A 22,175-nucleotide genomic window follows, 5' to 3' on the forward strand; every position below is an offset into this window, starting at 1 on the left:
ACTTATTTTTTTACTTGTCAATAGTTTTTTTATTTAAAACTTATATTTTCAAGTGATTAACTGTCGATTTATCTCAGCGACGTTTTATATAATATCATGATAAATTTTTATGTGCATATAAAATTTTTTTATTTATAACAAATATCTTTAAATTTCTCTTTATTTCTTTTTTTATCTCTTAATATCATTTATAGACACACCTGGAACTGTATAAATAACATATGTATTTTATATGNTGGAACTGTATAAATAACATATGTATTTTATATGTTATCATTTGTTATATAAAATATTTTGTGATCTTTCCATTCTCCATTTATGTATAAATAATTTTTACTTATACCTATTTCTTTAAAACCACATGCTAATAATACCGCTTGAGATTTAAAATTATCTAATAAAGTGGATGCTTCTATTCTATGAATTCCTAAATTATTAAAAGCATAGTTTATAACTGTTTTAAGAGCATCTTTCATATACCCCTTACCTTGTTCATCTTTATCTATAGAATATCCAACAAAGGCATTTTTGAAGATACCCATCACTATATTTGATAATCTTATTTTCCCTATAAATTTATTTTCTTTAAATATACCAAAATTTATACTATTACCATTTAAATATTGTTTATAATTTTCTAAAATATCTTTTCTTTGTACTTCTAATGTATAAAAATTATCATCTCTTGTTGGTTCAAAATTTTTTAAATGATCTTTATTTTTTATATAATAATCTAAAACTTCTTTTGCATTTTCAGGCATTAATAATCTTAATTCTATATATTTGCCTTTAAGACTTAAAGCTTTATTTCTATCTAATTTTTGAAATCTTTCTTTATCTATTCCAAATAAAAGTTCATGTTTATATAAATTATTATTTATAACACTATTGTAAATAACTCCTTCTAATTCAAATCCAAGTTCAGTAAATGCTCTTATATTTATATCTTCATAAGCAAAAACATCTACTTTAAATATATCCATATTTTTAAATAATGTATTTAAAAGTATTTTTAATCCATTTTCTAATAATTTATATCCATTACCTTCATTTCTATAAAATTTAACCCTAAAACTACAAAATTTATTTTCTTTTGAAAGTTCTATTATAAAAATTCTACCTAAAGTTATTCCCATAAAATCTTTAATTATATATTCATTTTCTTTCCCTTTAACTGGCGATAAAGTTACATTTTCTTCTTTTTCCATATAAATGCTCCTTTTACTATAAAAATTATTAATAAACATCTAACAATATTAAAACTAAATATAATCTAATATAATGCAATCATCTAAATCTAAATATATTTTATTTTTTCAAAGATAAGTTTATTATCCTACTAAATAAATTAATTATAGATATATCAAATTTAAAAATTCTATATAATTTTTAAATTTATATTTGAGCATAAAAATCTAATAATATTATATCATATGTATTTTTTAGTGTTGTAAATAATATTATATATGATTATATTATTATTGTAGATATCAAAAATGAAGACTAAATACTATAAATATAATTTAAGAAAATGATAATTTAACAAGAAGAGAATATATTTTATTCTTAATAGAGAAGATTATTATTCTATTATGTATAGACTTAAATTTTTGTAATGTGCATTAAAATACATAAAATAAGGAAGTGTTATGATGAATAAACAAAGTATTAATAAGTTAAATTTATTTTTTTTAGGACTTCAAAATAGATTTAATGAAAATAATTTAATTTTTAAAGGCATTTATGTGACCTTTTCTACTGGCTTAAAAGAGTTTAAAGGAGTTGGAAAGTTAGAAAATAATAAAATTAAATATAATTTTAATGGAAGAACAGATTATTTTACTATAGATGATATTTTTAAAAAAATATCTGAAGATGCAGCAATTTATGACAATCTATCACTTATATATAAAGAAAGAGGTACAGATATATTAATTACTGCAGATAATAAAAATGTAAAAATGACAAATACAGAAAATAAGAGTGAAGAAATTCAAGCTTCTCATAATTCTTTAGAAACTTCTTCCCTTTTAAATAGAGATTACTACATAAAGGTTGGCAAAGCAGATGCCCTTCTTAAAGAAATAGGTATAATGACTCAGGATGGTAAAATAAAAAATGATAAAATAAGAAAATATAATCAAATAGATCATTATGTTGAACTTCTTGAAGGAGTAATTGATAAGCTCCCTGAAAATCAAACTATAAATATATTAGATTGTGGTTGTGGTAAATCTTACCTTACTTTTGTTTTGAATTATTATCTTACAGAAGTTAAAAAGAAAAAATGTCATTTTATAGGTCTTGATTATTCAGAATCCGTTATAAATTCATCAAAAAAGATGGCAAAAAATTTAGGATATAGAAATATGGAATTTCATGCTATTGATATAAATAATTATGTACCAGATAAAAAAATAAATGTTGTAATATCACTCCATGCCTGTGATACTGCTACAGATATGGCTTTAGCTTTAGGAATTAAAGTAAATTCAGATGTTATAATAGCCGTACCATGCTGTCATAGAGAATTTTTAAATCAATATTCTTATGAGCCTTTTAAATCTATATTAAAACATGGTATTTTAAAATCTAGAATGGCAGATATACTTACAGATGGTATGAGATCTTTATTCCTTGAAGCTAAAGGATATGATGTATCAGTTGTAGAATATATATCACCTCTTGAAACTCCTAAAAACCTTATGATAAGAGCCATTAAAACAAAAGAAGAAGATACTAAAGCCTTAGAAGAATATTTAAATCTTATGAAAAATTTAAATGTATATCCTTCGTTATATTCTTATATCAATAATAAATAACAAAATTTATTTATAAAAATTATTATATACATCATGAAAATTAAATACCAAATTAGTTTAATAAAATAAATAATCCTAGCATAAAATATATTTTATGCTAGGATTATTATTTACTAGAAAGTTACATTAAACTTTTAAATTTATATACAATTTTAAAGTAATATTTTTATTTTATATTTTATTATTAATATTTAATAAATCTTTTATAACTTCTCCTCCTATAATCATTCCAGCAACTGGAGGTACAAAAGATATACTCCCTGGAATTTGTCTTTTCATAGAACATCTTTTACTGCTTTCATTTGTACATACACACCCATTTTTACAATTTATAACTTCTTCGGATCTTGGTTTTATTGGTTTTTCTTCAGAATAAAGTACTTTTAATTTATCTACCCCTCTTCTTTTAAGTTCATATCTCATAACTTTTGCAAGAGGGCAAATTTTAGTTTCATATAAATCAGCAATTTTAAATTTAGTTGGATCAAGTTTATTACCTGTTCCAAGACAACTTATTATTCTTTTATTATGTTCTTTACACCAAATAACAATTGCAATCTTAGAGGTAACTGTATCTATGGCATCAACTACATAATCTACATCTTCTGTTATAATTTCTTGAATATTTTCTTGTGTAACAAAAGTTTTATGTGTTATAACTTTACAATTTTTATTTATATCTAAAATTCTTTCTTTCATAACATCAACTTTAGGTTTCCCTATAGTTTTAAAATTTGCTATAATCTGCCTGTTTATATTAGTTAAACAAACAGTATCATCATCTACAAGTACTAAACTTCCAACTCCTGCTCTTGCAAGTGCCTCTACTGTAAAACTTCCAACTCCTCCAATTCCAAAAACAACTACTTTACTATTTTTAAGTTTTTCTAAACCTTCTTTACCTATAAGGAGTTCAGTCCTTGACAATGAATGCTGAGCCATACATTTCTCTCCTTTGTAATTAAAATTTATGTATATTATACATTATATTAATTTATATTTAAACAGCATTTTGTAGTATAATCTTAAAATTACAAATAAAAATATTTAAAATTAGTATTAATATTTTTATTTTTTTTGTATAATATACATATAAGCAAAATGAAGGGAGAAAATTAATTGGGAGAATTTAATCAAAATGAACATAATCAATCTTATCAGCCATATACACAAGAACAGCATTATCAAAATTTTAAAAATATAGATAATTCACCATTATCCATGGGACAATATTTAATAATGCTACTTTTAATGTCTATTCCATTAGTAAACATTATACTTTTATTTGTTTGGGGCTTTGGAGATTATAATATAAATAAAAAGAACTTTGCTAGAGCTTATCTTATTTTGATGGCTATAGGAATTGTATTAATTATTCTTTTTATAATATTTTTATTTTCAATTGGATCATCAATGTCCGAATCATTTTATTTCTAAATAATATTAAAATATTATAAAAATAAATAAATTAAAATTTATTTAAAATGAAAACAGTACATAAAATTTTTTATAATTTATGTACTGTTTTTTATTTACATTTTTTATTTATAAATTATATAAATATTTTTTACTATTTCCTTTTTATTTATAAAGTACTAATCCAATAATTGCTGAAATTATAGTCAAAAGTATAGGATTAGCTTTATATTTATATGATGCTATAAATGCAAATAAGAATATAATTACACTTTTATAGTCTATAAAAGAACTATTAGATACTAAAATAGCTGCTGCAGCTACAAGACCAACTGTTGCAGGTCTTAATCCTAAAAAAGCATTTTCTACATACTTATTATTTTTAAATTTAAAGAAAAACTTACATATAATGAGCATTATAATTATAGAAGGCATAACAACTCCAATAGTAGCAAATATCGAACCTAAAATTCCTGAAATTTTATAACCTATATAAGTAGCACTATTTATAGCAATAGGCCCTGGAGTAATCTGTGATATTGCTACAATATCAATAAATTCTTTTACAGTAATCCATTTATTAGATAGTGTAACCTCTTGCTGAATAAGGGGAAGCATAGCATACCCTCCCCCAAAGCTAAATAACCCTATTTTAAAAAATGTATAAAATAATTTAAAATAAATCATTTTCTTTTTCTCCTTATAAGACTAGAATATAAATTGCCGCCTAAAGCAGCTGCAATAATAATAAATATAGCTGTAACATTAAAAAAAGCAACTAAAATTGCAGTTATAATAGGAATTATAATTGTCTTTTTGTTTATATTTGCATCTTTACCAAGCCTAATAACAGGTGCTGCAATCAATGCTACTACTGCAGGTCTAATTCCTTTAAACATTCTTTCAACTATTAAGTTATCTTTTATTTCTGTAAAAAATGAAGCAATAACTAATATTATTATAAATGAAGGAAGTATTGAACCTAAAGTTGTAGCTAAAACACCTAAAGCTCCTCCGGTTTTATATCCTACAAATACAGCTGTATTAATAGCTATGGGCCCCGGAGCAGATTGAGCAATAGCCAGCATATCTAAAAATTCTTCTTTTTTAATCCAATTTTTCTTATCTACAACTTCTGCCTCTATAAGAGGAACCATTGCATATCCGCCTCCTATAGTAAAAGCTCCTATCTTAAAAAACGAAATAAACATTTCCAAATATTTTTTCATATTGTCACCAAACTTTCTTAAAATATTTATACATAAATTATAAATAAAAAGCCATAGGCGAGTATTATCCTATGGTTTTTTATTTATAATTTATAAATTTATTCAATACCCTATATACCATAATTAGCTTAATTAACTTAATTTATGAATGAAAAGTCCGCTTCTAAGTTTAGGTTCAAACCAAGTGGATTTAGGAGGCATAACTTTTCCAGCATCCGCTATAGCCATTAAATCTTCAATGGTTGTTGGATACATAGAAAAAGCTACCTTCATTCCATCATTTACTCTTCTTTCTAATTCCTCTAATCCTCTTATACCACCAACAAAATCTATTCTTTTATCTGTTCTAGGATCTTCTATTCCTAAAATAGGATTTAATAAATTATTTTGAAGAATAGAAACATCTAATCTATCAACGGGATCATTAGGGTTATAAGTTCCTTCTTTTGCTATAAGCTCGTACCATTTACCATCTAAATACATTCCATAAGTATGTTTACAAGAAGGTTTGTAAGGTCCTACGCCTTCATATAGATTTATTTTAAATTTTTCTGAAACTTTAAACATAAATTCATCAGTTGTAAGACCATTTAGATCTTTGACAACCCTGTTATAATCCATAATAAATAAATCTTTATCTCTAAATAAAACTGATAAAAAATAATTAAATTCTTCTTCAGAAGTAAAATTAGGATGTTCTTTTCTTCTCATTTCACCAACTTTTACTGCTGAAGCGGCTCTATGATGACCATCTGCAATATAAAGAGAATCTACATCTTTAAACAATGAGCATAAAGTTTTAATATCTTCATCACGCTTTATTATCCATACCATATGAATTATTCCATCTTCTGAAGTAAAATTATAAATAGGTTCTTCTTCTACTAGCCTATCTATAATATTATCAATTTCATCTTTAGCTTTATATGTCAAAAAAATAGGCCCTGTATTTGCATTACAATAATCAACATGATTTATTCTGTCTTGTTCTTTATCTGCCCTTGTATGTTCATGTTTTTTAATAACATTATTCATATAATCATCAATAGAAGTACAACATACTAATCCTGTTTGAACTCTTCCATTCATTATCTGCCTATATATGTATAAACTAGGCTTATCGTCTTGTATAAAAACGCCATCATCTATCATCTTATATAAATTTTCTCTTGCTTTTTCGTATACTCTTTTATCATATATATCTATTTTTTCATCTAAATCTATTTCAGCTTTATCTATATGAAGAAAAGAATATGGATTATTTTTTGCAATTTCCCTAGCTTCCTTAGAAGTCATAACATCATAAGGAAGAGCTGCAACTTTTGAAGCTAGCTCTTTTCTAGGTCTAATGGCTTTAAAAGGTCTTATTACAGCCATAAGCTTTATCCTCCTGTTTTAATTTGCAAAGTATTCTGTAATTATACTTACTATCTCTTCACCTATTCTAGTTTGTGCTTCTACAGTAGATGCCCCAATATGAGGTGTTATAGAAACTCTGGAATGCTTTAAAAGTTCTTCATTTTTAGTTGGTTCTTCTTCAAAAACGTCAATAGCAGCACCAGATAATTTTCCGCTGTCTAAAGCTTCAATAAGTGCTTTTTCATCAACAACTCCACCTCTAGCACAATTTATTAAATAAGCACCATCTTTTATTAAATTAAATTCATCATAGCTTATAACTGCACCTTTTTCTTTATCATAAGGTATATGAAGTGATATAAAATCTGAACGTTTCAAAAGATCATTCATATCAGTAAATTCATATTCATCAAATCCATCTACTTTTCCTAGAATATCTGTATATAATATTTTCATGCCTAAAGCATATGCTCTTTTAGCAACTTCTCTGGCAATTCTTCCAAAACCTACAAGTCCTAAAGTCTTGCCATAAAGTTCTACACCTTCATAAAGCTTTTTTTCCCATTTTCCTTCTCTCATAGTAACATTAGACATATTTATAAATCTTGCAAGTGCAAACATATGCCCTATTGTAAGCTCTGCTACTGAAATACTACTTGCATTTGGAGTATTGGTAACTTTTATACCTTTTTCTTGAGCATATTCTACATCTATATTATCTACTCCTACTCCACCTCTTATAATAAGTTTAAGCCTTCCTCCCTCTGCTGCTTTATCTATTATAGGCCTTCTTACCTTAGTTGCAGAACGAACTACAAGTACATCAAAATCTTTTAATGCATCTCCTAAATTTTCTGGATCATAAAATTTTTCAACTACTTCAAATCCTCTTTTTTTAAGTTCTTCTACAGCTGATTTTTCCATACCGTCTGTAACTAATACTCTTGTCATATTTAAGCCCCCTATTTATAGAATTTAAAATCCAAGTATATCATCTATGTTAGCTAAAAGCTCTTTTATATCTTCTACAGTTAAATCTGCCATATGAGCTATTCTAAAAGTTTTATCTTTTAATTTTCCATAACCGTTAGATATTTGGAATCCTCTTTCGCCAAGTTTTTTATTTAAATCAGATATATCAATATCTCTAGTATTTTTTATAGTAGTTACTGTATTTGACATGTATTCTTCTTTAGGAAGTATTTCAAAATGTTCTTTAGCCCATTCTCTCACAATATTTGCCATCTCTTTATGTCTTTTAAATCTATTTTCAAGACCTTCTTCTAAAATTCTGTCTAATTGATAATCTAATGCAAACATATGAGAAAGTGATGGTGTAGATGGATATTGATAATCTTTCTTTTGTATATATTCATACAATGAAAGAAGATCTAAATATAATCCTCTGAAAGGTACTTTTTTTGCTCTTTCTACAGCTTTTTGTGAAAAAGAACATATTGCCATTCCTGGAGGAAGTCCAATTGCTTTTTGAGTAGAAGTTATACATATATCAACCCCAAGTTTATCTACTTCAATTTTAGTTCCTCCCATAGAGCTTACAGTATCTAGACAATATACAACTTCAGGATATTTTTTCATAACTTCTGCTATTTCTTCTACCGGGTTCATAACACCTGTAGATGTTTCATTATGAGTTATAGTAATAAGATCATATTTCCCAGTAGATAAAACTTTATCAACAGTTTCTGGAAGAGTTGCTTCTCCCCAAGGTACTTCATATAAATCAGCAGGTACATTGTTAAATCTAGCCATATCATACCATCTGTTTCCAAAAGCTCCTACTGAAAATATTGCTGCTCTTTTAGCTGTGCAGGATCTTACTGCCCCTTCCATAAGTCCGCTTCCGGATGTTGTAGAAAGAAGTATTTCTTCCTTTGTGTAAAAAAGAGTTCTTAATTTATCACTTATTCTTCTTTGAAGTGCAGAAGCTTCTTTACTTCTATGACCTATCATAGGTGTTGCCATTTTTTCAAGTACATCTTCTCTTACTTCAACTGGTCCTGGTATAAATAATTTTTTATGCATGTAATACCCCCCTAAATATTTATTTTTTTGTATTTTAAAACTATTTATAATATTTTACCACTTTGATATAAATTTCTCAATGTTTTAATGAAAAATAAAAAGACTATTTCAAAGGATATGCTTAATTTAATAATAATATTTTTTATATTCTCTTCAATTTTCAACATATATCTGCTTTGAAATAGTCTTTTTTATTTTATGTTTATTTTATGTTTGATCTACACTAGTTAGAACTGAATCAAATAAATTAATACTACAATTTTGATTTGACCAATGCTTGCAATTACTGCAACTTTTAGAATTACAACCTCCAATACTATTTGTCATAGCATTAGAAATTGCTTCATATCCAGAGCAATTAGCTGCTACCATCATCATTTGTTCCTCTCCAGCTGTATTTTTCATAAAAATCCTCCTTAATTGATACTTAAATTTTTGTAAATTTCATTAAAAAATCCTTTACTGCAATTTCCATTAATATAATTACAGCATTTTTGACAACTACGAGCTAAATAAGTCATATTAGCTTTATAAAAAATATTTACTGCATCATAATGCGGGCAATTTTCACCAACAAGACTTTCATCAATATTTAATAGCATTATTTTCACTCCTTTTAGCTCATATAAAATTATTATTTCCACTTTTTTAAATTTAATTATAAAAAAATAAAGACTGATTTATATTTTTAAATCAGTCTTTAAAAATATAATTTTCCTGGGAAATAAATTTTATAAACATTTATAATAAAATTTATTATTTAAACATTATACATTTTTACTATATGTAAAGAATTGATTCTGTTTCTGTACAATATTTTGTTGTTAAACATTTTCCAAAATTTCTTGGACATCTTCTGCATATACAATCTTCTGCTTTACCATCACATCTTTTTTCTAAAAACTCGGGGCAGATTTTACAGTTATCTCCTCCTACAGCCATATTTTATCCCCCTTTTTCAATTTATCTTAAATCTAAAATTTTTATTCTATCTTTCATTATTTGTTCTATTTTTTTACCTTTATATCTTATAGCATTATAAGGACATAAATGTATACATCTTAAACACATCATACAATTACTATGAAAACTTACTTGCCCTCTTTCTATAGTTATATTTCCATTGGGACAATTTTTTAAGCAAAGATCACATTTTTTACATTCATTCGTAGAACTTAATTTAGAAGAAAGCTTAGGCAAAAGTTTATTAAAACTATGATTATAAATTTTAGCATATATTCTTTTATGTACTGAAACTTTTTCTATAACTTTATTCCCTTTAAAAAATTCTTCTACTATATTTTTAACTTTTTTTTCTGCATCTTTTAAATATTTATCTATTTCTTCTTTACTTATTTTTTCTCCAAATCCAAAATAATAACTATTTGCCATTTTAAAAGAAACTTCTATAAAAACATCATAACCTTTTTTCTTTAAAATTTTGCTAATATAATCTATAGCAGCGGATTTTTTACTTCCTTGAGTAGAATACAAAATAAATTTTATATTACTTGTATTTTGTGGAAATTTATCTATAAAATCAATTACTATCTTAGGAGGTAATTCTCCGTATACTGGGGTCCCTATTATTACATATTCGCATTCATCTAATTCAACTTTTTCCACTCTTTCAATACTTTTTATATCTAACTCTTGAGAAAATTTTTCAAATTCTTTTTGAAATATTCCTGCTACCCATTTAGTATTACCCGTTCCACTAAAATAATATAATATTCCTTTCATTTTTACCTCTCTTTTATATATTAGGAAATTCCTCTTTATATTTTTCCCTATAATTAATCATTAATTCCCCCATAATATCTGCGGCTACAGGAGGTGTATAAGTTATAGCATTTGCACCAGCTTCAATAGTAGCTTTAATAGTCTCCTCTGTAGGTCCTCCTGTAGCAATTATAGGAAAAGTGGGATATTTTTCTCTAATTTTCCTTACAATTTCAGCTGTCCTTTTAGCTCCTGATACATTTAATATAGTAGCTCCTGCTTCTATTCTTGCATTAATATCTTCAAATTCAGATACTACAGTAATAATTATAGGTATATCTATAGTTTCTCTAACCTGTCTTAATACTTCATTTGGTGTAGGACTATTTAAAACTACTCCCATAGCTCCTTTAAATTCCGCATCTAAAGCTAAATTTATTACTCTTTTACCTGTTGTAATTCCTCCTCCAACTCCACAAAATACAGGAACATCTGCTGCTAAAACTAACGCCTGAGTAATTACAGGTTGAGGAGTAAATGGATATACTGCTATAACAGCATCAGCATTAGTATTTCTAATTACAGCTACATCTGTAGTAAAAACAAATGATTTTAATCTTTTACCAAAAACTCTTATACCGCTTGCATCGCTAATAACCTTTGGAAGTTCAATAATATGGTTTCTTAAAGTTCCTTTTATTTCTGGTACAAATTTATTCATAATAATCAACCATCCTAAACTTAAATTTTGTTTAAATTATACTTTTATACTATAATTTATAATAATTATGTCATAATAAAATTTTTGTAAATATTTTAAAAATAATATTTTGTACTTAAAGATTAGTAAAAATAATTACTTGTATAATAATATTAATTTTTTGCAGAAATTTCTTTTAAAACTTTTTTTACAATTCTTTTACCTATTTCATCCTCTTTCATTTCTTTCAATGCATCTTCTAAATTAACCCAATAAGCTTGTTCAACCTCTAAAGATTTTGTTAATTCTCCTTTTATAAATTTTGCCATAAAGGTAAGCATTATTATTTCTTTAGAAGGTAAATATTCACTTCCCAAATATTTTATATCTCCAACAGTTATTCCTGTTTCTTCTTTAACTTCTCTAACTACAGTATCTTCAACAGTTTCTCCATTTACAACATACCCTGATACTAAAACTTTAGAATTTTTAAATATATAACTTTGCTTTAAAAGTAATATTTTACTGTCCTTTATAACAGCCACTATTATACAAGGTTTAGGTGTATCAAAAAACATAATATCATCTTTTGAGCAGTAAGGAACTCCTCCTTCATCATAACTATATTTTATTTCAAGCTCTTTCCCACATTTAGGACAGTATTTAAATTTCACAAAGTTTCACACCTTTCAAATTATATTTCTATAACTTAACTTCTATGCTTTCATTTAAAATTATATAATTTTCTCCTACTTTGCAATCATAAGCAAATATATCTACTCCTCTTTTTTTAGCATATCTTAATGTTTCTCCAAAAGCTTTATCTCTTTCATCAAAAGGAGTAAAATAATTTATATTTTCCATTTGAATTAAAAAAAGTACTCCTGCCCCTTTACCAGATTCTTTTACATTTATAAGCTCTAATAAATGCTTTCTGCCTCTGTCTGTAGGTGCATCTGGAAAACATACTTTTCCATCTTCTTCATAAGTAACTCCTTTAACTTCAAGATAATATTCTTCTCCATATTCATTTTGAAGTTTAAAATCAAACCTGCTTTTACCAAAAATTTTTTCTCTTTGAATATTATTATAATTCTTCAATTTTTTTATTTTTCCTTCTTTTAAAGCTTCTTCTACAACTTTATTAGGAATTTGAGAATCTATATTTATAAGTTTTTCACCTTTATATGCAGCAATTAAATCATATTTAGTTTTTCTCATAGGATTATTTCCTTCTCTAAGTATAACAGTACATCCAGAAATTAATATTTCTTTGTTTCTTCCTGTATTAGGGACATGTACCATTGTTTCTATACCATTTAAATTAACAAAAGCTTGAAATCTATTTGGACGATATAAAAATTTAGCTAATTCTATTTTATCATTTATAAACAAAATATCATCTCCATAAAAATTATCCACATTATTTTTATAAATTATCAACATTATCAACAGACTTTGCTGTGTATACTAAAAAAATATTGATACATCAAAAAGTTTTTTTGTGGATAATTTTTAATATTTATCCACAAGTTTGTTTATAATATTATAATTAAAGTTTAATACTTTCTAAAATAACTTTCACTATAAATTTTTATAATATTTAAAAATTATATTATTAACCCAAAATAAGCTGTAAATTAATTTCCACTATATAATTTATAGTGTTTTTAAATTTTTATTGCATCTATATATACTGAGCAATATTTAATAAAAAACTTTTGTTAAATAATTATTATATAAATTTATAATATAATTTATAAAAATAAAAGGTTCCTGAAATAAATCAGAAACCCTTATAAAAACTTATTTTATTCAGTAGTAAAAGGTAATAAAGCTATATTTCTAGCTACCTTAATAGCTTTAGTAAGTTCTCTTTGATGTTTAGCACAATTACCTGAAATTCTTCTTGGAAGTATCTTTCCTCTTTCGGTAACATATTTTCTTAACTTACTAACATCTTTATAATCAATGCCTGTAGAATTATCAGAACAAAAAGCACAAACTTTTTTTCTTGCTCTTCTTACTCTAGCTCCGCCTTTTCTATTTAAATCTTTATTATCTTTAGCATTTTCTTTTGACATGCTTTTCCCTCCTTACCTAAAATATTTTAAAACGGTATGTCTCCATCATCAACTGGAGTCATTTCATCTTCATAAATGGATCCTTCAAAATCCATTGCTGAATATTCAGAATTAGGTTGTGTAGCTGATTTGTTTGAATTAGTTCCATTTCCCCATTCAAGGAATTGAACTTCATCAGCAACTACTTCTGTAACATATCTTCTAGTTCCGTCTTTTGCTTCATAAGATCTTGTCTGTATCCTTCCGCTAACTCCCATAAGCCTGCCTTTGCTCATATAATTAGCAGTAGATTCAGCCTGCTTACCCCATACTACTATAGGTACAAAATCGGCTTCTCTTTGACCATTTTTGTTTGGAAGTCTTCTATCAACGGCCAAAGTAAAGGTGGCAACAGCAGTTCCGGTTCCTGGAGTAAATTTAAGTTCAGGATCCTTAGTAAGTCTACCTATTAAAACTACTTTATTCATTTATAATACACCACCTTATTTTTCTTCTTTAACTATGATATGTCTTATAACACCATCAGTAATTCTGAAATTTCTATCTAACTCTTTAGGTAATTCAGAATCAGCACTGAAATTTATTAGAGTGTAGTATCCTTCGTTAACTTTATCTATTTCATAAGCAAGTTTTCTCTTGCCCCAAAAATCTACGTTATCAACTACTCCTCCACCATTTTCTATTACACCTTTAAACTTTTCAACGTTAGCTTTAACAGTTTCTTCGTCTAATGAAGGGTGTAATATGAATATAGTTTCATATTTTCTCATTAGATTTCACCTCCTCCCCTCGGACTTAACGGCTGTGAAACTCACAGCAGGGACTACGAAATATAATTATATTACTAAATAAGATATAAATCAAGTACTTTATTCTAATATTTCAGGTATATTCTGCTTTATAATTTTTTTTACTCCTTTTTCAAATTTACTTCTTTCAAGCATAACTAATCTGCCGCAGCCTAAGCATTTTATTTTTATATCAGCACCTAATCTTATTATTTCCCATTCTTTACTACCACATGGATGTTTTTTCTTCATTTCAACTATATCACCAAGATAAAATATTTTAGGCATTATATTCATCCTTTCCATTAATTATTATTCTCTTTGGGTAAGGTATTTCTATATGTGCTTTATCTAAAGCTTTTTTTGCTTCTTTTCTTAATTCCATCTCTATTTCCCATTGGCTCATTGCATTAGCTTTCCCTACAATTCTTATAGTTATAGCACTATCTTTTAAAGCACTAACCCCTGCTACAGTTGGACCTTCAATTAAATTTTTATTTTTTTCTTTAAAATTTTCACACATATTATTTAAAACTTCAATTGCCTTATCTATATCTTCTTCATACGCTATATCAATTTCTACTAAAAATCTTTGATAACCTATAGAATGATTAGTAACCTTAGAAATTAAACCATTAGGTATTATATGAACATCTCCGCTAAAATCTCTAAGTTTTGTAACTCTTAACTCTATACTTTCAACAATTCCACTTTTATCATCTATATGAACATAATCTCCAACAGAATACTGTTCTTCAAATAATATGAAAAATCCATTAATTATATCTTTAATTAAACTTTGTGCTCCAAAACCTACTGCGACACCTCCTATACCGGCAAAAGTTAATACAATGTTTCCAAAAATTTGACTTATTATTGCTATTATACCTATAAAATATATTGTATATCTAAGTACACTCTTTAAAATAGCTTCTAATGTTTTGCTTCTTTTTTCGTCTAATGTAAATTTAAGATTACTTTTTCTTTGACTTTCCATAAATTTATGTATTATAGAACTTCCTATCTTAACAGCTAAATACATAGATATTAATATAAGCAGTATTTTTATAATTTTAAAAACTCCATTACTAATTTGTTCTGCTGAAATATGAATATTCCCTATATTTATGCCTCCGCTATTTAAATCAAATTTAAAATTAAATAAATCTTTCAATACGTATTCCCCCCATAAAAAATTAAGAATTAATAATGAACTATTTGTTTTTTCATTACTAATTCTTTATTATAATTATACTATATCAAATTTATTTCTTTAAAGCTACTTCCTTCTTTTAATAAAATTCCTTTAACTTTTACTTTTTTATCTTTCATTAAAACTTTGATTTTTTCTATTTCTTCTTCATAAACTTTTAAACTTATACCACAACTTTTGGTAACAAAAGTTGGAGTTGGCATAACTACTGCTTTAATATTATTATTTTTAAACACACTTTCACAATTTATTGCATTGTGAGTATTTTCAAATGTTAATATATAATATTTATCCATAACTTTCCTTCCATCATTAAATTTTTATAGTTTTTGATGCCTTATTCATCTTTTCTACTATAGTATACATATTAGTTATTTCGCCTATAGCTAATTTTTCTTTTAAATTATAAAAATCTAAACAAACTCCACAACTTGCTATATATACTCCTCTTTCTCTAAGCTTATTTAAACTTTCCAGTACTTCTGATCCTTTCGACGTAAGTTTAACACCACTATTTAAAAATAACAAATCATTTGGAATTTTATCACTTTCTGAAAGCGCATATAAATAACTTTTCATAAGTGTTTCTCCTAATTTATCATCACCATTTCCAAATTTATCACTTGTAATAACTATAACTAATGAATTATCATCAAAATTCATAACTTCACAGCTATCTATTTCTTTTTTTATATTAATATAATACAAATTTTCTCTTTCTTCAACAGAATATTTTAATTTATTACTTGAGCAGAATTTTGATATATTATTTTTAGCAACTTCATTATCAACTATAACAGTTGCCTCTCCAGCTTCAATAGAATCAAAATAATTTTTAGTGTTAATAACAGGTTGAGGACACTTTAACCCCTTGCAATCTATAATATTCATTTTTCTCTCCTTTTACCATTAAATTTATAAATACATATACAATTTATACTTTATATTTTATAATAATATTATATAAAACTCAATTTGTTTAATATTATTAAGTAGCAGGAGGGATAATTTGAAAATTTATTTAGATAATGCAGCTACTACTTATCCAAAGCCTCCTGAAGTTTATTCATCTGTTTTAAATTATATGATGAATATTGGAGCTAATCCTGGAAGAGGTGGAAGTTCTTCTACTCTTGAAGCTAGTAGAATTGTATATAAAACTAGAGAAGCAATTGCGAGCTTTTTTAACTTTGATAAACCTGAAAATGTAATATTTACTTCAAATATAACTCTTTCATTAAATATTTTAATTAAAGGTATTGTAAAAAAAGGATGGCATGTTATTACTACTTCAATGGAACATAACTCAGTATTAAGACCTCTTTCAAGTTTAAATAAAAAAGGATTTATAGAATTAGATATAGTACCTTGCTCTAATGAAGGATTAATTAATATTGAAACTTTAAAAAATAAAATAAAAAGTAATACAAAACTTGTAATCTTATCTCATTCTTCTAATATAATAGGTACTATTCAACCTATTGAAGAAATAGGTAAAATATGTAAAAAACATAATATATATTTTATATTAGACACTGCACAAACAGCAGGAATAATCCCAATAGATTTTTATAAACTTAATCTAAGTGCATTAGCTTTCACTGGTCATAAAAGTTTATTAGGTCCTCAAGGTATAGGAGGATTTTTAATAAGCGATAAGCTAAATGATGAAGCTGTTCCTATTATTGAAGGAGGTACTGGAAGCTTATCTGAAAGTATATTTCAACCCTCTTTTTTACCAGATAAATTTGAAAGTGGGACTATGAATACTCCTGCTATTGCAGGACTTTTTGAAGGAATAAATTTTATAAATAAAGAAGGAATTTATAATATAAAAGAAAAGGAAGAATATTTAACCTCAAAATTTATAGAAGGTCTTCTTAATATGGATCATATAATTTTATATGGTATTAAAAATCATAAAAAAATGACTTCTGTAATATCTATAAATTCAACAAAAATAGATAATTCAGAATTAGGATACATATTAGATAATAATTATGGAATAATTACAAGAACAGGACTTCACTGTTCACCTTTGGCTCATAAAACTATAGGTACTTTTCCACAAGGTACTTTAAGATTTAGTTTTGGTTTCTTTAATGATATTAAAGATGTAAATTATACACTTGAAAGCTTAAATAATATTATGAAAGGGATGTGAAATATTTGAATACTCTTTTAGAAAAAATAGATAAAGTAGCTATATTTTTTATATTATACACTTTAATTTTTGTTACATTTTTTAAAACAATAAATTATACTTTGCCATTTGTTTTAGCATTTATATTCGCTTTACTTCTCCAAAAACCTACAAAATTTATGGTAAATAAATTTAAAATAAAAAATTCTATATCAGCTATTTTAACTACATTTTTATTTTTTGCTATTATAATACTTATAACTACATTAGGTATTATATCTCTTACTAATGAAGCAATTCAGCTTGTAAAAAACACTCAAGTATATATAACTCAAAACTCTAATTTAATTGATAAATATATGAATATTTTAAAAGATTCATATGAAAGAGTTGATCCTTATATTATTGATACTATAAAATCTAATATGTCTAATTCAATATCAAAATTATCTAATATAACTGCACAAATTATTACATCAATTGTTACCTGGATTATAAACTTTTTTAGTTCTATTCCATCTATAATTATGATTATTGTATTTACATTTTTATCAACTTACTTTTTTACTAGAGACTTAACATCTGCTAAGAAAAAATTTTTACATATAATTCCTTCAGGAAGCACAAATAAAGTTTTATATATGTATAGTGAAACAAAAAAAATGCTTGTTAATTATGTTTTATCTTATTCTATAGTAGTAAGTATAACATTTTTAGAAACATTAATTGGTTTTTCTATATTTGGTGTTAAATATGCTTTAATATTAAGTATTTTATCTGCAATTTTTGATGTACTTCCTGTTCTTGGAACAGCTACAGTTTATATTCCAATTGCCATATATTATGCATTATATAATAACTGGATTAAAGCTATTGGAATATTAATACTTTATGCTGTAGTATTTATTGTTAGACAAATATTAGAACCTAAAATTGTTTCATCTTCATTAGGTCTTCACCCTGTTGCAATTCTTGCGGCTATATTTATTGGATTAAAAATAAATGGTATAGCAGGAATGTTCTACTGTATGTTTCTTGTAATATTTTATTCTATTTTAAAAACTATAAAAATACTATAAAATTTAAATAAATGTATAAAAACCTCCCATTTGGTTAAAATGCCAAATAGGAGGTTTTTATATATGAAAGAAAAATTTATTTTAGATTCTAGGGAATCAAATTCAATCATTAAATTAAGAGATATACTTTATGAAGAATTAAATCCTATTATAAAAGAAAACAGGCCTATAATATTTTTATGTATAGGTACTGATCGTTCTACTGGAGACAGTATGGGACCTTTAGTAGGAGATAAATTAAAATTTTTAATAAGAGATAAAATTTATTTATATGGTAATTTAGAATATCCAATTCACGCAAAAAATTTAGAAAGCACTATTAAAGAAATAAATTCTGAATATATAAATCCTTTTATAGTTGCTATTGACGCTTGCCTTGGCAGCATTCAAAATGTAGGTAAAATATTTATAGAAAAAAAGCCTATTAATCCAGGATCCGCCATGAATAAAAATTTACCATCTGTAGGAGATCTAAGTATTACTGGCATAGTAAATATATCAGGATCTTTAGAATTTATGGTACTTCAAAATACCAGACTTCATGTTGTCATGACTTTAGCAGATGTTATATCTAAAGGTATTTACCATTTTATATTAAAATCTGTTGGTGGACATAAAAAGAAAAATTCAAGCAATGATACAAATAACGCATTAAATACTTTAGAACTAAATATATGATTTTAAAATAGAACTAAATAAACATAATAAATATAATAAACATAATAAACATAATAAATATAATTTTTAAAAAATATAATTTTTAAAATAAAGAACTATATGATCTATTATTAATAATATATTCTATTTCATCTATGCTTTTACTTCCTGCATCTATTATTAATGTACCTTCTCTTTTAAAATTACCTTGAGATCCTAAATTAATTAATCCACCATTTTTTAAATCGCATATTATTATATCAACAGGAGTATTTATATTATTTACAACATTATATCCTCTATTTTCTAATTCTTTTTTTATATGCTGTAATTCGTTATCTACACATATTTTCATATAAAAGACCTCCTTTAAGGCTAATATTCCCTTAAAGGAGGTCTTTTATACTATTTACTTATTGCTTCTTCAAGTACTTGTTGTTCTTCTTCTGATAAATCGTATCTTGATATTCCTTTATCTATAGGTTTTGCATATGTAGTACTTTCGTTTCTCCCAAAAATACTTGTTAATATTATACCATCATTTTTATCATCTAATAAAGCTATTGAAAAGCTTAAATCACTTCCAATATCGTCAAATGCTCTATATCTTATAACACCTGTCTTTTGAATACATTTTTTTAATTTATTATTTATTTTATTAATATCTTCTTTTAATAACTCAGACTGGTTTTCTACTTCATCTATTTTATCTAAATAGCCTATTACTAATTCTTCTAAATTTTTATTGTTAACTCCTCTCATAAATTTTTTATATTTTCTTTCAACTCTATTTACACTTTTTATTAAAATAATTACAGTTATAATTAAAATAATTACAATAAATAAAAGTACTAATATAATATAAGGCGCAAAGTTATTAAGTATATTTATAATATTGTCCATATTTTACTCCCCTTTAAAATGTTTCACGTGAAACATAGAATTTCTTTTATATATTTAAAATGTCCAATATCCTTTGTAAATCTTCTTCGGAATAAAATTCTATTTCAATTTTACCTTTATTTTTTTTATTAACAAGAGAAACTTTTGTACCAAAATAAGTTTCTAACTTACTCCTAATATCGCTATGATAAATATTTTCTTTTTCTTTATTAGAATTTTTCTTTTCTTTGCCTAAATTTTTAATTAATTTTTCTGTATCTCTTACATTTAAACCTTCATCAATAATAGTCTGTGCAATAATAAATTGTGTATCTTTATCTGTAACAGATAATAAAGCTCGTCCATGACCTTCTGTTATAACTCCATCAATGATATATTCTTGAACTCGTTCATCTAAATTTAATAATCTAAGTATATTTGTTACTGCTGTTCTGGATTTACCTATTCTTTTACTTAATTCCTCCTGAGTTAAGTTAAACTCTTCAATTAATTTTTTATAAGCTAATGCTTCTTCAATTGGATTTAAATCTTCTCTTTGTATATTTTCTATTAAAGATATTTCAAGTACTTGTTTATCAGTCAAATCCATAACAATAGCAGGAATTTCTTTAAGTCCAATACTTTTAGCTGCTCTCCATCTTCTTTCTCCTGCTACAATAATATATGTATCATTATCTCTTTTTAAAACAATTGGCTGAACAACCCCATGCTCTTTTATAGATTCTGCTAATTGTTCTATTTTTTCTTCATCAAAATTTTTTCTGGGCTGATCTTCATTAGCTTTAATTAAATTCATTTCTATATTTGTAATAGTGTTTTTTCCTTCTAAAATATCATCTTCTGGTATTAGAGCTCCTAAACCTTTGCCTAGCCCAAATTTTTTACTCAAACTTTATCCCTCCTTTTTATGTTGACGACTTAAAAATTCTTTAGCTAATTTTTCATAACATTCTGCACCTTTGCATTTATCATCATAAAGCATTATAGGAAGTCCAAAACTTGGAGATTCTGCAAGCCTTATATTTCTAGGTATGGTTGTATTATAAACTTTATCTTTAAAATAATTTTTTACTTCTTTAAGTACTTCATTACTTAAATTAGTTCTTCCATCATACATAGTAAGAATAACGCCTTCAATTTCAATATTTTTATTTAAAGATTTTTTTACAAGCTGTATTGTATTTATAAGTTGTCCTACTCCTTCAAGTGCATAAAATTCACATTGTATAGGTATTAAAACACTATCAGAAACGCTTAATGCATTAATAGTTAAAAAACCCAAAGATGGTGGGCAATCAATAAATATAAAATCATAGTCATCTTTTATTTCATTAATTTTATTCTTTAAAATTAATTCTCTATTTTGCTTATTTATAAGCTCAACTTCAGCACCAGCTAATTCCATTGTTGCTGGAGCTAAGAAAAAATTATTTATTACTTGACATTCTATTATTACATCTTTTAATGATACACTATCTGAAGTTAATGCATCATATATTGAAAGCTCAATTTTTCTTTTATCAATACCAAGTCCGCTTGTGGTGTTGCCTTGAGGATCCATATCAATGGCAAGTATTTTATATCCTTCCAAAGCAAGATAAGAACATAAATTTATATTTGAAGTAGTTTTACCCACTCCACCTTTTTGATTAAAAATGCAAATCGTCTTCAAAATTTCACCTTCCTTACATTTGTTTATGTAAATTATAGATATCCAAAAATTTAATTTTTTATATTTGTTATTTATAAATGTAAAATAGCTTCTATATCTAATTTAAATCATTTTAATAAAATAAATATTATTTTATTAATAAAGTACGTTCATTAATCATATTATTATTATTTTATTATATCCTTATAGTATTTTTATTTTTATGTTAGATATCTATAATATAATTTAATTATATTTTTATTTTTAAAAATAAAAAAACTCAAATATAAGTTTACTTTTAAAAATATGTAAAAGCAATATAAAAATAAATTTTATATTTATATATTTTATATTTATATATTT

29 protein-coding genes and 1 pseudogene are annotated in these 22,175 nt (G+C 25.3%); 5 read left to right on the plus strand and 25 right to left on the minus strand.

What is annotated here, in order from left to right; all coding sequences use genetic code 11:
• Positions 1-263 precede the first annotated feature (263 nt).
• Entirely contained in the window at positions 264-1,208 is a 945-nt protein-coding gene (locus EGD97_RS11385) for a GNAT family N-acetyltransferase (RefSeq protein ID WP_078683215.1), read from the minus strand.
• A 444-nt stretch (positions 1,209-1,652) separates the two neighbouring features.
• Here EGD97_RS11385 and EGD97_RS11390 point away from each other — a divergent pair, with 444 nt between their 5' ends.
• Positions 1,653-2,822: a class I SAM-dependent methyltransferase gene (locus EGD97_RS11390; protein ID WP_078683214.1), complete on the plus strand. Its 1,170-nt coding sequence runs from the start codon at positions 1,653-1,655 to the stop codon at positions 2,820-2,822.
• A gap of 171 nt (positions 2,823-2,993) precedes the next feature.
• Here EGD97_RS11390 and EGD97_RS11395 read toward each other — a convergent pair whose 3' ends face one another.
• Positions 2,994-3,764: a tRNA threonylcarbamoyladenosine dehydratase gene (locus tag EGD97_RS11395; RefSeq protein WP_078683213.1), complete on the minus strand. Its 771-nt coding sequence runs from the start codon at positions 3,762-3,764 to the stop codon at positions 2,994-2,996.
• A gap of 177 nt (positions 3,765-3,941) precedes the next feature.
• On the opposite strand from EGD97_RS11395, the gene EGD97_RS11400 reads away from it, so the two are divergent.
• Positions 3,942-4,259 (plus strand): hypothetical protein, encoded by a 318-nt coding sequence (locus EGD97_RS11400; RefSeq protein ID WP_228202025.1) that lies wholly within the window; start codon positions 3,942-3,944, stop codon positions 4,257-4,259.
• Positions 4,260-4,403: 144 nt separating this feature from the next.
• Here the strand turns inward: EGD97_RS11400 and EGD97_RS11405 are convergent, their stop codons facing one another.
• The 19 genes and pseudogenes from EGD97_RS11405 to yedF form a co-directional block, all read right to left on the minus strand.
• Positions 4,404-4,925: a chromate transporter gene (locus EGD97_RS11405; RefSeq protein WP_078683212.1), complete on the minus strand. Its 522-nt coding sequence runs from the start codon at positions 4,923-4,925 to the stop codon at positions 4,404-4,406.
• Positions 4,922-5,467: a chromate transporter gene (locus EGD97_RS11410; protein ID WP_078683211.1), complete on the minus strand. Its 546-nt coding sequence runs from the start codon at positions 5,465-5,467 to the stop codon at positions 4,922-4,924. The genes EGD97_RS11405 and EGD97_RS11410 overlap by 4 nt, the downstream gene beginning before the upstream one ends.
• A gap of 132 nt (positions 5,468-5,599) precedes the next feature.
• Positions 5,600-6,844 carry a DUF1015 domain-containing protein gene (locus EGD97_RS11415; RefSeq protein ID WP_078683210.1) on the minus strand — a complete coding sequence of 415 codons (1,245 nt, stop codon included), beginning with the start codon at positions 6,842-6,844 and terminating at the stop codon, positions 5,600-5,602.
• 18 nt (positions 6,845-6,862) lie between these two features.
• On the minus strand, positions 6,863-7,777 hold the full coding sequence (locus EGD97_RS11420; protein WP_078683209.1) for a D-2-hydroxyacid dehydrogenase: 915 nt from the start codon (positions 7,775-7,777) through the stop codon (positions 6,863-6,865).
• A 24-nt stretch (positions 7,778-7,801) separates the two neighbouring features.
• Positions 7,802-8,872 (minus strand): pyridoxal-phosphate-dependent aminotransferase family protein, encoded by a 1,071-nt coding sequence (locus EGD97_RS11425; protein WP_078683208.1) that lies wholly within the window; start codon positions 8,870-8,872, stop codon positions 7,802-7,804.
• Between the two features lie 207 nt (positions 8,873-9,079).
• Complete coding sequence (locus tag EGD97_RS11430; RefSeq protein ID WP_078683207.1) at positions 9,080-9,277, minus strand: hypothetical protein; 198 nt, start codon at positions 9,275-9,277, stop codon at positions 9,080-9,082.
• 11 nt (positions 9,278-9,288) lie between these two features.
• On the minus strand, positions 9,289-9,474 hold the full coding sequence (locus tag EGD97_RS11435) for a hypothetical protein (protein ID WP_078683206.1): 186 nt from the start codon (positions 9,472-9,474) through the stop codon (positions 9,289-9,291).
• Positions 9,475-9,652: 178 nt separating this feature from the next.
• On the minus strand, positions 9,653-9,814 hold the full coding sequence (locus EGD97_RS12455) for a hypothetical protein (protein WP_164850212.1): 162 nt from the start codon (positions 9,812-9,814) through the stop codon (positions 9,653-9,655).
• A gap of 21 nt (positions 9,815-9,835) precedes the next feature.
• The gene (locus tag EGD97_RS11440; RefSeq protein WP_127837464.1) at positions 9,836-10,615 is read right to left on the minus strand and encodes an EFR1 family ferrodoxin; all 780 of its coding nucleotides are present in this window, start codon (positions 10,613-10,615) and stop codon (positions 9,836-9,838) included.
• A 13-nt stretch (positions 10,616-10,628) separates the two neighbouring features.
• Positions 10,629-11,315, minus strand: a complete 687-nt coding sequence (locus tag EGD97_RS11445) for a beta/alpha barrel domain-containing protein (protein WP_127837466.1) — start codon at positions 11,313-11,315, stop codon at positions 10,629-10,631.
• Positions 11,316-11,467: 152 nt separating this feature from the next.
• Positions 11,468-11,968 carry an NAD(+) diphosphatase gene (locus tag EGD97_RS11450; RefSeq protein ID WP_078683203.1) on the minus strand — a complete coding sequence of 167 codons (501 nt, stop codon included), beginning with the start codon at positions 11,966-11,968 and terminating at the stop codon, positions 11,468-11,470.
• Between the two features lie 28 nt (positions 11,969-11,996).
• A complete protein-coding gene (gene sfsA, locus EGD97_RS11455) occupies positions 11,997-12,689 on the minus strand; it encodes a DNA/RNA nuclease SfsA (RefSeq protein ID WP_228202026.1) in 693 nt (230 codons plus the stop codon).
• Positions 12,690-13,105: 416 nt separating this feature from the next.
• Positions 13,106-13,378 (minus strand): 30S ribosomal protein S18, encoded by a 273-nt coding sequence (rpsR, locus tag EGD97_RS11460; RefSeq protein ID WP_078683201.1) that lies wholly within the window; start codon positions 13,376-13,378, stop codon positions 13,106-13,108.
• A 142-nt stretch (positions 13,379-13,520) separates the two neighbouring features.
• Positions 13,521-13,845, minus strand: a pseudogene (locus EGD97_RS11465) (single-stranded DNA-binding protein); the annotation flags it as partial.
• 15 nt (positions 13,846-13,860) lie between these two features.
• A complete protein-coding gene (rpsF, locus tag EGD97_RS11470) occupies positions 13,861-14,148 on the minus strand; it encodes a 30S ribosomal protein S6 (RefSeq protein ID WP_078683199.1) in 288 nt (95 codons plus the stop codon).
• Positions 14,149-14,247: 99 nt separating this feature from the next.
• A complete protein-coding gene (locus EGD97_RS11475; protein WP_127837468.1) occupies positions 14,248-14,454 on the minus strand; it encodes a DUF951 domain-containing protein in 207 nt (68 codons plus the stop codon).
• The gene (locus EGD97_RS11480) at positions 14,447-15,340 is read right to left on the minus strand and encodes a mechanosensitive ion channel family protein (RefSeq protein ID WP_078683197.1); all 894 of its coding nucleotides are present in this window, start codon (positions 15,338-15,340) and stop codon (positions 14,447-14,449) included. The genes EGD97_RS11475 and EGD97_RS11480 overlap by 8 nt, the downstream gene beginning before the upstream one ends.
• An 80-nt stretch (positions 15,341-15,420) precedes the next feature.
• Positions 15,421-15,675, minus strand: coding sequence for a DUF3343 domain-containing protein (locus EGD97_RS11485; RefSeq protein WP_078683196.1), 255 nt, complete (start codon positions 15,673-15,675; stop codon positions 15,421-15,423).
• Positions 15,676-15,691: 16 nt separating this feature from the next.
• A complete protein-coding gene (yedF, locus tag EGD97_RS11490) occupies positions 15,692-16,270 on the minus strand; it encodes a sulfurtransferase-like selenium metabolism protein YedF (protein WP_078683195.1) in 579 nt (192 codons plus the stop codon).
• 118 nt (positions 16,271-16,388) lie between these two features.
• Between yedF and EGD97_RS11495 the strand changes: the two genes are divergently transcribed.
• The 3 genes from EGD97_RS11495 to yyaC all read left to right on the plus strand — a co-directional run bounded on the left by EGD97_RS11495 (position 16,389) and on the right by yyaC (position 19,279).
• Positions 16,389-17,543 (plus strand): aminotransferase class V-fold PLP-dependent enzyme, encoded by a 1,155-nt coding sequence (locus EGD97_RS11495; protein ID WP_078683194.1) that lies wholly within the window; start codon positions 16,389-16,391, stop codon positions 17,541-17,543.
• A 5-nt stretch (positions 17,544-17,548) separates the two neighbouring features.
• Positions 17,549-18,601, plus strand: coding sequence for a sporulation integral membrane protein YtvI (gene ytvI / locus EGD97_RS11500; protein ID WP_078683193.1), 1,053 nt, complete (start codon positions 17,549-17,551; stop codon positions 18,599-18,601).
• 63 nt (positions 18,602-18,664) lie between these two features.
• A complete protein-coding gene (gene yyaC, locus EGD97_RS11505) occupies positions 18,665-19,279 on the plus strand; it encodes a spore protease YyaC (RefSeq protein WP_078683192.1) in 615 nt (204 codons plus the stop codon).
• A gap of 82 nt (positions 19,280-19,361) precedes the next feature.
• On the opposite strand, the gene EGD97_RS11510 is transcribed toward yyaC, so the two are convergent.
• From EGD97_RS11510 to EGD97_RS11525, 4 genes are read right to left on the minus strand one after another with little or no spacing between them, the layout of a single operon-like run.
• Complete coding sequence (locus EGD97_RS11510; RefSeq protein WP_078683191.1) at positions 19,362-19,613, minus strand: YkuS family protein; 252 nt, start codon at positions 19,611-19,613, stop codon at positions 19,362-19,364.
• A gap of 50 nt (positions 19,614-19,663) precedes the next feature.
• Complete coding sequence (locus EGD97_RS11515) at positions 19,664-20,161, minus strand: DUF4446 family protein (RefSeq protein ID WP_078683190.1); 498 nt, start codon at positions 20,159-20,161, stop codon at positions 19,664-19,666.
• A 46-nt stretch (positions 20,162-20,207) separates the two neighbouring features.
• A complete protein-coding gene (locus tag EGD97_RS11520) occupies positions 20,208-21,050 on the minus strand; it encodes a ParB/RepB/Spo0J family partition protein (protein ID WP_078683189.1) in 843 nt (280 codons plus the stop codon).
• A gap of 3 nt (positions 21,051-21,053) precedes the next feature.
• Positions 21,054-21,833 (minus strand): ParA family protein, encoded by a 780-nt coding sequence (locus EGD97_RS11525; protein ID WP_078683188.1) that lies wholly within the window; start codon positions 21,831-21,833, stop codon positions 21,054-21,056.
• Positions 21,834-22,175: the final 342 nt, after the last annotated feature.

This window comes from Clostridium prolinivorans, from assembly GCF_004011155.1.
Taxonomy (GTDB): Bacteria; Bacillota; Clostridia; order Clostridiales; family Clostridiaceae; genus Clostridium_AT; species Clostridium_AT prolinivorans.

Bases quoted from the DNA above. Each gene is read 5' to 3' on its own strand.
- EGD97_RS11385 (WP_078683215.1), bottom strand. From the start codon at position 1,208: ATGGAAAAAGAAGAAAATGTAACTTTATCGCCAGTTAAAGGGAAAGAA.
- EGD97_RS11390 (WP_078683214.1), top strand. From the start codon at position 1,653: ATGAATAAACAAAGTATTAATAAGTTAAATTTATTTTTTTTAGGACTT.
- EGD97_RS11395 (WP_078683213.1), bottom strand. From the start codon at position 3,764: ATGGCTCAGCATTCATTGTCAAGGACTGAACTCCTTATAGGTAAAGAA.
- EGD97_RS11405 (WP_078683212.1), bottom strand. From the start codon at position 4,925: ATGATTTATTTTAAATTATTTTATACATTTTTTAAAATAGGGTTATTT.
- EGD97_RS11410 (WP_078683211.1), bottom strand. From the start codon at position 5,467: ATGAAAAAATATTTGGAAATGTTTATTTCGTTTTTTAAGATAGGAGCT.
- EGD97_RS11415 (WP_078683210.1), bottom strand. From the start codon at position 6,844: ATGGCTGTAATAAGACCTTTTAAAGCCATTAGACCTAGAAAAGAGCTA.
- EGD97_RS11420 (WP_078683209.1), bottom strand. From the start codon at position 7,777: ATGACAAGAGTATTAGTTACAGACGGTATGGAAAAATCAGCTGTAGAA.
- EGD97_RS11425 (WP_078683208.1), bottom strand. From the start codon at position 8,872: ATGCATAAAAAATTATTTATACCAGGACCAGTTGAAGTAAGAGAAGAT.
- EGD97_RS11430 (WP_078683207.1), bottom strand. From the start codon at position 9,277: ATGAAAAATACAGCTGGAGAGGAACAAATGATGATGGTAGCAGCTAAT.
- EGD97_RS11435 (WP_078683206.1), bottom strand. From the start codon at position 9,474: ATGCTATTAAATATTGATGAAAGTCTTGTTGGTGAAAATTGCCCGCAT.
- EGD97_RS12455 (WP_164850212.1), bottom strand. From the start codon at position 9,814: ATGGCTGTAGGAGGAGATAACTGTAAAATCTGCCCCGAGTTTTTAGAA.
- EGD97_RS11440 (WP_127837464.1), bottom strand. From the start codon at position 10,615: ATGAAAGGAATATTATATTATTTTAGTGGAACGGGTAATACTAAATGG.
- EGD97_RS11445 (WP_127837466.1), bottom strand. From the start codon at position 11,315: ATGAATAAATTTGTACCAGAAATAAAAGGAACTTTAAGAAACCATATT.
- rpsR (WP_078683201.1), bottom strand. From the start codon at position 13,378: ATGTCAAAAGAAAATGCTAAAGATAATAAAGATTTAAATAGAAAAGGC.
- rpsF (WP_078683199.1), bottom strand. From the start codon at position 14,148: ATGAGAAAATATGAAACTATATTCATATTACACCCTTCATTAGACGAA.
- EGD97_RS11475 (WP_127837468.1), bottom strand. From the start codon at position 14,454: ATGCCTAAAATATTTTATCTTGGTGATATAGTTGAAATGAAGAAAAAA.
- EGD97_RS11485 (WP_078683196.1), bottom strand. From the start codon at position 15,675: ATGGATAAATATTATATATTAACATTTGAAAATACTCACAATGCAATA.
- yedF (WP_078683195.1), bottom strand. From the start codon at position 16,270: ATGAATATTATAGATTGCAAGGGGTTAAAGTGTCCTCAACCTGTTATT.
- yyaC (WP_078683192.1), top strand. From the start codon at position 18,665: ATGAAAGAAAAATTTATTTTAGATTCTAGGGAATCAAATTCAATCATT.
- EGD97_RS11510 (WP_078683191.1), bottom strand. From the start codon at position 19,613: ATGAAAATATGTGTAGATAACGAATTACAGCATATAAAAAAAGAATTA.
- EGD97_RS11515 (WP_078683190.1), bottom strand. From the start codon at position 20,161: ATGGACAATATTATAAATATACTTAATAACTTTGCGCCTTATATTATA.